The 338-nt window shown below is 56.5% G+C and carries 1 protein-coding gene; it reads left to right on the plus strand.

What is annotated here, in order from left to right; translation table 11 throughout:
* On the plus strand, positions 1-338 hold a 338-nt coding region (locus AB4Y34_RS42160; protein WP_368719344.1), incomplete at both ends, for an AMP-binding protein.

Raw genomic sequence — 338 nt, forward strand, 5'->3', positions numbered from 1 at the left:
GACCTTGCTTGAAGGGGCAACCCTGGTGCTGGCGGTTCCTGGTGTACACAAAGACCCGGATGCGCTTGTAAACCTGATAATCGGCCAACGCATCACCACCGCACACTTTGTACCATCCATGCTGGCCGGCTTCATGGACACGAAGGGCGTTGATCGCTGCACCTCCCTGCAGCGTCTCGTGTGTAGTGGTGAGGCGCTTTCTGCTTCCCTTACGCAGAAGGTTCGGTGCGTATTACCTTGGACCGGTCTGCACAATCTATATGGTCCCACGGAAGCTGCTATCGACGTAACGGCCTGGAATTGCCCGGCTGATTTTAATGGGTCAGTGGTCCCGATCG

Origin of the sequence: Paraburkholderia sp. BR10954 (assembly GCF_040965775.1) — a bacterium.
Taxonomy (GTDB): Bacteria; Pseudomonadota; Gammaproteobacteria; order Burkholderiales; family Burkholderiaceae; genus Paraburkholderia; species Paraburkholderia youngii.